Below are 7,494 nucleotides of genomic sequence, written 5' to 3' on the forward strand. Positions count from 1 at the left end.
CGGGATGCCGTCTCACCCCGGGAAGGACCAAGGGGGTCCGGGGGGACCGGGGAAAGGCAAGAGACGACGATGGGCATGGAACGCCGTACGTTCATCGCGGGCGGCGCGGCCGCACTGACCGCGACCGCACTGACCGGGTGCAGCATGGGCTCGGGTACGACCGCAAGCGCGGGAAACACGGGTTCATCCTCGCGCACGGCGCTGATGACCACCAGCCAGAGCGCCGCCGCGAACTGGACGGCCCTCGCCCGCGACCTGGACGGCACCCTGGTCCGCCCCGGCGACGCGGCCTGGAAGACGGCGCACCAGCTCTACAACACCCGCTTCGACACCCTGAAGCCCGCCGCCGTCGCCTACGTCGCGCACGCCGACGACATACGCACCACTCTCGCCTACGCCCACTCCCACGGCATCCGGATCTCCATACGCAACGGCGGCCACTCCTACGCCGGTTACTCCTCGGGCACGGGCCGTCTCATCCTCGACGTCTCCAGGCTGAACCGCATCCGGGTCAGCGGCGGCCAGGCCGTCGTCGGCGCCGGCTCCAAGCTGATCGACGTCTACCGGGCGCTCGCGGCCAAGGGCGTGACCATACCCGCGGGCTCCTGCCCGTCGGTCGGCGTCTCCGGCCTGGTCCTCGGCGGCGGCCACGGCGTGGCCTCTCGCGCGTACGGCCTGACCTGCGACAGCCTGACCCAGGCGACCGTGATCACGGCGGACGGCACCCAGGTCACGGCGAACGCGTCGTCCCACTCCGACCTCTTCTGGGCGCTGCGCGGCGCGGGCAACGGCAACTTCGGCGTCGTCACCGAGCTCCAGTTCAGGACCCACGCGGCGCCGCAGGCGGTCACGGCGTACCTGACCTGGCCGTGGTCGAAGGCGGCGGCGGTCCTGAAGGCCTGGCAGGAGTGGGGCCCGACCCAGCCCGACGAGATCTGGTCCTCCCTCCACCTGGAGTGCTCCCCGGGCCGCACGCCCGGCATCTCGGTGGCCTGCTTCTCGATGGGAACGTACGGCGAGCTCCAGAACGCCGTGGACCGCCTCGCCCACCTGGCGGGCGCGAACGCCTCCTCGGTCACCCTGCGCCGCAAGGGCTACGAGGAGGCGATGGAGGCCTACGCCGGCTGCACGTCCTTCTCCTCCGACGCCCAGTGCCACCTGCCGGGCTCGACCCCGGGCCGCTCCCCGCAGGGCGCGCTCGGCCGGGAGACGTACGCGGCCCGCTCCGACTTCTTCGACCGCTCCCTGTCCGCGGCGGGCATCCAGACCGTGCTGCGGCAGATCGCCTCGGTCCGGGGCGGCGCGGGCAGCATCGCCTTCACGGCCCTCGGCGGCGCGGTCAACCGCGTCAGCCCCACGGCGACGGCCTTCGTCCACCGCCGCTCGCGCATGCTGGCGCAGTACATCGCGTCCTGGGGCGCCGGCGCCTCCGGCACCACGGCCCAGTCCTGGCTGACGTCGGCACACGGCGCCATGCAGCCGTACGCCTCCGGCGCCGCGTACCAGAACTACACGGACCCGACCCTGAGCAACTGGCGCAAGGCCTACTACGGGGACGCGGCGAGCCGTCTGGGCAAGGTGAAGCAGAGCTACGACCCGCAGCGCTTCTTCTCCTACGCGCAGGGGCTCTGAGGAACCCCGGGCGGGATCCGGACCCGGCTCCTACGCCGCCAGATCCCGCTCCTCGTTCTCGACGGAGTGGCGGGCGCCGGGCAGCAGCGCCCCGTCCCGCCCGCCGTCCCGCGCGGCCCGGCTCCGCACGATCCACCCCGCCCGCGGCGACCGCTCCACCGCCCGCATCAGCGGGGTGAGCAGGGCCATGGCCGCCGGGGACAGCAGCAGGGCGACGGCCGTGCCGAGGGCGAAGCCGCCGACGACGTCCGTCGGATAGTGCACGCCCATGTACACCCGGCAGAACCCTTCCAGCAGCGCGAGCCCGATCCCCGCGATGCCGAAGCGGCGGTTGGCGACGAACAGGCCGACGCCGAGGGCCATGGTGATGGTGGCGTGGTCGCTGACGAAGGAGAAGTCGGTCTTGCCGGGGACGAGGACGTCGAGCCCCTGGTGATCGACGAAGGGCCGGGGCCGTCCCACGAACCCCCGGATGGGGATGTTGACGAGTACGGCGAGGCCGGCGGCGAGCGGTGCCCACACCAGCGCGGCGACGGACGACGCGGCGTCCTCCCCGCCCCGGCGCCGCACGGACCACCAGCACCACACCACCAGCAGCACCATGGCGAGCAGCAGCCCGTACTCCCCGACGAACTCCATCACCCGGTCGAACCAGTGCGGAGCGTCCTTGGCAAGGCCGTTGATGTCGTAGAGCAGGCCGACGTCTGGGTTCGATCCGGATTCGGCGAGTACAGCCATGGTGCTGCGGCCCCTTCGTCGTCTACCGGACGCACCTCATGTGCGCCGCTCCTGCCCCCCGTGGTGCGTAGATCCGCTTCCGCTGCACGTCCGCTCGGCTACGTCAACAGGAACGCACAGCCCTCCCCAATACGTTCCACTCTCCACTGAAAGATCACGCAGACGTTATCGAAGAGAGACTCGTCTTCGCAGCTCAGGGGGTGGGTTCACGCTCCGTCTCAGACCGCCGTGGGGAGCGCTTTTGCGCCATCCGCGGTGACGCGGGTGGCGCCGAAGTAGTCGCGCGCGTCGATGGGATCGAACCGGATCACCGCACCCGTCCGCGGCGCGTCGATCATGTACCCGCCGCCGACGTAGATCCCCACGTGATGGATGGCCCGCGAGTCGCTGGGATCGGTGGAGAAGAACACCAGGTCGCCCGGGAGCAGTTGATCCCGCGACGGATGCGGTCCGGCGTTGTACTGGTCGTTGGCCACGCGCGGCAACGTGATGCCGACGTTGGCGTACGCGGCCTGCGTCAGCCCCGAACAGTCGAACCGCCCACCCTGCTCGGCGGTCCCCTCCCCACCCCACAGATACGGCGTCCCGAGCTTGCTCTGCGCGAACGCGATGGCCCCGGCGGCCTGTTGACTGGGATCGATGCGGGTGACGGGGGCGGCGAAGCTCTGCGACAGGCTGCGGATGCTCTTGACGTAGTCCTGCGTCTCGCTGATGGCCGGCACCCCGCCGGCCTTTATCACTCGGTACGCACCGGCGTTGTAGGCGGCGAGCATGTTGTCGGAGACGTCGCCCGGCACGCTCTTCACGTCCTTGGCCAGCTGGCAGTCGTACGAAGCCGCCGAAGGAATCGCGTCACCCGGGTCCCAGACGTTCCGCTTGCCGTCGCCGTTGCCGTCGATGCCGTAGATGGCCCACGTGCCGGGGATGAACTGTGCGATGCCCTGCGCGTTGGCCGGGCTGACGGCAGTCGGGTTCCAGCCACTCTCCTGGTACAGCTGGGCGGCGAGCAGCGCCGGGGTGAGCTGCGGGCACAGGTTGCCCCACTTCTGCACGAGCCCCTGGTACGCGGCCGGTACGGCGCCCTTGGCCAGCGCCCGGCCTGCCGAGGCCACCCCACCCGCGAGGTTCCCGGCGACGACGTAGACCCCGACCACGAGCAGCGCGACGAAGCTCATGCCGAGCCCGACGGCCGCCCCACCGAACACCCATACCTTCCGCACGGTCCAACTTTCCCCCATGCCCGAGCGGTTCAAGGCTCTTTTTGCGTGATGTGGCGTCATTTCACAGTGACAGCACGGCACGTGACGGCGGTGCAGTCACTGGGCGGTGGCCGGATCGATGCTGTGCGGCGGTTTCACGCTGATGATGGGCGGGGTCCCGGGCAGCGAGGATCACGTACTGCGGTTCGGGTCCCGATGCGTCCCCCTGCTCATGGACGGCCGCGAGGCCCTGCCATGAAGATCAACCAGCCATGAAGATCAACCAGCCGTGGCGTCCTTGTACAGCTCCGTCGCCTCGCTGCCCAGCACCACGCTGTACGACACGTCGTCGGTCGAACCGCCCTGTTCGTGGCCGCCGAGGATGCCGACGACCTGGTTGTCGCCGTTGACCCAGGGGCTGCCGCTGGTGCCGGCGGTGAAGGAGGGGCAGTCGATGCGCTGCTGGGTCCTGCTGTGCGGGGTCGGCTTGTTGGTGCAGCTGATCGGCACCTCGCGGGAGTCCGGGTAGCCGACGACGGTCACGGCGGTGGCACCGGTGGCCGTACCGGGCATGAAGCGGTTGGCCCCGACCACGTCCTCCAGGCGCCGGCCGTTCACGTTCTCGACGGTGACGAAGGCGAGGTCGCTGTCCTCGTCCTGGTCCTTGGCCCACCCGTCGGGCAGGTAGCGCTTGCCCAGCTTCCACACCCCGTACGGCGCGTGTCCGTCCCGGTAGCCGGGCACGAAGAGCAGCTTGTCGTCGGGGCTGCTCACGCAGTGCGCCGCCGTGGCGACGAGATCGCCCCCGGGGCTGTGCACGACCGAGGCCGTGCAGTAGTGGCCGCCCTTGAGATCACCGGCATGGTCCGCGCCGACGAGCACACCGATCCGTGCGGTGTGCCGGTTCACCGAGGCATCGGCGGTGACCCCGAGGGGCCCCGACGCCTCATCCGCGGCCGCTACGGACGCCGAGGTCAGGGCGAGCATCACCACCGCGCCGAGCAGTGCGGGGCGCGAGGTGAGCGTGATGCGTGAGATGCGCTTCATCAGCCTCCACTCTGCCCCGCGATCGTGAGAATCCCTCTGAGACTTAACTGAGATTTTCCTGTGAAACCTCCGGTTGGGCCCAGAGCCTCACCCGTAGACAGGGAAGTCACCCGTCGCGACATCACCGTGCAGCGGCTCGGGCAACGGCACCGGCTCCCCGAACTTACCTGGCAGCACGTCCTGGTAGGCGCCGTCGTCCGGCCGGGTGTGCAGGGTCCAGGTGGCTTTGCGCGGGTCGATGACGAGCAGCACGGGGACGCGGGCCACGGCGTACCAGTCGGCCTTGTCGCGGATGTCGCGGGACTTCTCAGAGGGAGGGACGACCTCGACGGCGAGTGCGGCGTCCTCGGGGTCGGCAAGCCAGTTCTCGTCCTCCTCCCATTCCTCGGGGAGAACGACCAGATCCGGCGTCACGTAGTCGTCCGGGTCGGTGGGGAGGCCGATTGAGGACACCTCATAGACGTCCAGCCCATCGGGGAGGGACGCATCTTCCAGCTGCCGCCGCAACCGCTTCACCACACCCGCGTGCTTGCCACGCGGAGTCGGGGACATCACGAGCTTTCCTCCCAGGACCTGCACCCGCAGACCCGTCGCCTCCTCGATCTTCTCCGCGACCTCGCGCAGGTTCCCCGGCCGGGGACGGGGGCCGTTCCACGTTCCGGACGACACGGACATGGCTCGCTGCCTCCGTCCTTCCGCCTTGCTGACGTCTTCGGCCGCGCGAGCGGGGTCGGTGGGAGGTTCGACGTCCCGCTCGGCTTTGGAACCACGGTACTGGGCGGCCTCCTCTCCCGCCTCCACGTCACGCACAGTCACCGTCACCATGAGCACACACCTCCTCACGTTCCGATCGGGCACGATTACAGTAAGCCACGACTCTGACAGTCCGCCCACAGCAGCTTCCCACCCCTGGACGCGCCCAGCTCCCGCAGCACGGAGACACCCCAGGAGTCGGCACAGGCACGTACGAGGTGCAGGCCGCGACCGTCCTCCGCGTCGTCGTCCGGTACGGGCTCGGGTACGGCGTCGGCGGCGAAGCCGGGCGGGACGCGGGGATCGGTGTCCCAGACGGCCACCGTCACCCGACCTGACTCCCTGCCGAGGAGCCGAAGCGCATAGGGCCCCACGGTGTGCAGATGCGCGTTGGCGAGCAGTTCGGCGGCGACGAGTTCGGCGGTGGAGGCGACCGGGGAGAGGTCGTGCGCGGCGAGGACGGTACGGAGGGTCGCGCGGGCGATCCCCGGTGCGCGTGGATCGTGCGGGAGATGGAGGGTGTAGGCCCAGGGCTTGGATACGGTGGACATCGAAGTCTCCGTCCGGACAAGGGGGTTGAGGTGCGGATGTTCGATTGCCCAGTGACCGTCGCCGCTCCGTCGAGCGGGGCACTTCTGGGCGGGGCCCGAGAAACAAGGTAGCGCGGCGCGTTAAAGTTCTTAGACGGTTCTCGTGAAAGAGCTGATTTGCCATCCATGTGGGTGACAAGGAGAGTGGGGCACCGGTGAGGAGCAACCCGACGGGGCGCCAACTCCGTTTGGGCGCCGAGCTGCGCAAACTCCGCGAGCGAGCCGGCCTGACATCCACCCAGGCGAGTCAACTGCTTGGCGTGCAGCAGAACCAGATCAGCAACGTCGAGGCAGCACGCGCGGGAGTGAGCCCGGAGCGCGTGCGCACACTGGCCTGCCACTACGACTGCTCCGACCGCGACCTCGTCCAAGCCCTCTGCGACATGGCCGGTGACCGGTCACGCGGCTGGTGGGAGGAGTACCGCGCGATCCTGCCCGCCGCGCTGCTGGACCTCGCCGAGCTGGAACACCACGCCACCCGCCTGCGCACCGCCGTGGTGATCCACGTGCCGGGGTTGTTCCAGACAGCCGAGTACGCCCGCGAGATCTTCCGCCAGGCGGTGCCCGAACTTCCGGCGCCCGACGTCGAGCACAGGGTGTCCTTCCGGGTGAAGCGGCAGACCGTGCTCTTCCGGGACCCGCCCACACCGCACCAGGTGATCGTCCACGAGGCCGCGCTCCGCATGAAGTTCGGCGGCTCCCAGGTGGCACGCGGTCAGCTCCGGTACCTCCTGGAGATGAGCGAGCGAACCGGCATCACGCTCCAGGTGCTGCCGTTCGGCTCGCTGGTCTTCCCGGGTTCCGGACAGGCGATCTACTACGCCGAGGGCGCGGTGCCCGAGCTGGACACGGTGAACCTCGACCAGTCGCACGGCCCCGTGTTCCTCGACGCCGAGGCCCAGTTGGCCAAGTACCGCGTACTGCTCGACCGGATGGAGGCGGCAGCCCTCGCCCCCGAAGAGTCACGGTCGTTCATCCACACCATGCTCAAAGACCTGTGAAGGAGCGCCCGGTGCCCGGACTCGCCTGGCAGAAGTCGTCGTACTGCCCTGAAGGCAATTCCTGCATCCACATAGCCGCCACTCCCAACACCATCCACCTCATCGAATCCGCCGACCCCACCGGAACGGTCCTCACCACCACCCCGGCCGCCTTCGGCACCCTCATAGCCGCCCTCAAGAAGAAGCCGGCGCCCACCAGCGAAGGCGCCCACGACGACGCCCCCCTCCACCTCCGCTCCGCGGACACCGTCGTCACGACCACCCGCCACAAGTGGAACGCCTTCGTACTCGGCGTCCAGGCAGGCGAGTTCGACCACTTCGCGGCCACGCGCTGAGTCAGGTCTCGTCCAGGTGGCTCAGCCCCGGTGGTGGCAGTCGCAGCCGTCGGCCTCCGGACCGGCGCCGGAGCGGGTCTCGTCCAGCGCGGCGGGGGGGGGGGGGGGGGGGGGGGGGGGTGGGGGGGGGGGGGCCCCCCCCCCCCGCCCCGCCCCCCCACGCCCACTCGCGGGCGGATCGCCCGGCCACCCCCCCCCC

Annotated in this window: 8 protein-coding genes; 3 read left to right on the top strand and 5 right to left on the bottom strand. The window is 70.1% G+C overall.

All coding sequences use genetic code 11. The features are described from left to right. Nucleotides 1–75 precede the first annotated feature (75 nt). Nucleotides 76–1,632 (top strand): FAD-binding oxidoreductase, encoded by a 1,557-nt coding sequence (locus ACZ4MF_RS10085; protein ID WP_467491533.1) that lies wholly within the window; start codon nt 76–78, stop codon nt 1,630–1,632. 30 nt (nt 1,633–1,662) lie between these two features. Here ACZ4MF_RS10085 and ACZ4MF_RS10090 read toward each other — a convergent pair whose 3' ends face one another. The 5 genes from ACZ4MF_RS10090 to ACZ4MF_RS10110 form a co-directional block, all read right to left on the bottom strand. Next, entirely contained in the window at nt 1,663–2,370 is a 708-nt protein-coding gene (locus tag ACZ4MF_RS10090) for a phosphatase PAP2 family protein (protein ID WP_467491535.1), read from the bottom strand. Nucleotides 2,371–2,588: 218 nt separating this feature from the next. Beyond that, nucleotides 2,589–3,608, bottom strand: a complete 1,020-nt coding sequence (locus tag ACZ4MF_RS10095; RefSeq protein WP_467491536.1) for a C40 family peptidase — start codon at nt 3,606–3,608, stop codon at nt 2,589–2,591. Nucleotides 3,609–3,848: 240 nt separating this feature from the next. Further along, nucleotides 3,849–4,616 carry a trypsin-like serine peptidase gene (locus ACZ4MF_RS10100; RefSeq protein WP_467491537.1) on the bottom strand — a complete coding sequence of 256 codons (768 nt, stop codon included), beginning with the start codon at nt 4,614–4,616 and terminating at the stop codon, nt 3,849–3,851. A gap of 87 nt (nt 4,617–4,703) precedes the next feature. Then, a complete protein-coding gene (locus ACZ4MF_RS10105) occupies nt 4,704–5,441 on the bottom strand; it encodes a Uma2 family endonuclease (protein WP_467491538.1) in 738 nt (245 codons plus the stop codon). A 35-nt stretch (nt 5,442–5,476) separates the two neighbouring features. Beyond that, nucleotides 5,477–5,920, bottom strand: a complete 444-nt coding sequence (locus ACZ4MF_RS10110; protein ID WP_467491539.1) for an ATP-binding protein — start codon at nt 5,918–5,920, stop codon at nt 5,477–5,479. Nucleotides 5,921–6,114: 194 nt separating this feature from the next. On the opposite strand from ACZ4MF_RS10110, the gene ACZ4MF_RS10115 reads away from it, so the two are divergent. Further along, entirely contained in the window at nt 6,115–6,960 is an 846-nt protein-coding gene (locus ACZ4MF_RS10115; RefSeq protein ID WP_467491540.1) for a helix-turn-helix domain-containing protein, read from the top strand. A gap of 11 nt (nt 6,961–6,971) precedes the next feature. Further along, a complete protein-coding gene (locus tag ACZ4MF_RS10120; protein ID WP_467491541.1) occupies nt 6,972–7,295 on the top strand; it encodes a DUF397 domain-containing protein in 324 nt (107 codons plus the stop codon). Nucleotides 7,296–7,494: the final 199 nt, after the last annotated feature.

This window comes from Streptomyces sp. NPDC025793 (assembly GCF_055558375.1).

Coding starts and splice junctions, on each gene's coding strand:
- ACZ4MF_RS10085 (WP_467491533.1), top strand. CDS start 76: ATGGAACGCCGTACGTTCATCGCGGGCGGCGCGGCCGCACTGACCGCG.
- ACZ4MF_RS10090 (WP_467491535.1), bottom strand. CDS start 2,370: ATGGCTGTACTCGCCGAATCCGGATCGAACCCAGACGTCGGCCTGCTC.
- ACZ4MF_RS10095 (WP_467491536.1), bottom strand. CDS start 3,608: ATGGGGGAAAGTTGGACCGTGCGGAAGGTATGGGTGTTCGGTGGGGCG.
- ACZ4MF_RS10100 (WP_467491537.1), bottom strand. CDS start 4,616: ATGAAGCGCATCTCACGCATCACGCTCACCTCGCGCCCCGCACTGCTC.
- ACZ4MF_RS10105 (WP_467491538.1), bottom strand. CDS start 5,441: ATGGTGACGGTGACTGTGCGTGACGTGGAGGCGGGAGAGGAGGCCGCC.
- ACZ4MF_RS10110 (WP_467491539.1), bottom strand. CDS start 5,920: ATGTCCACCGTATCCAAGCCCTGGGCCTACACCCTCCATCTCCCGCAC.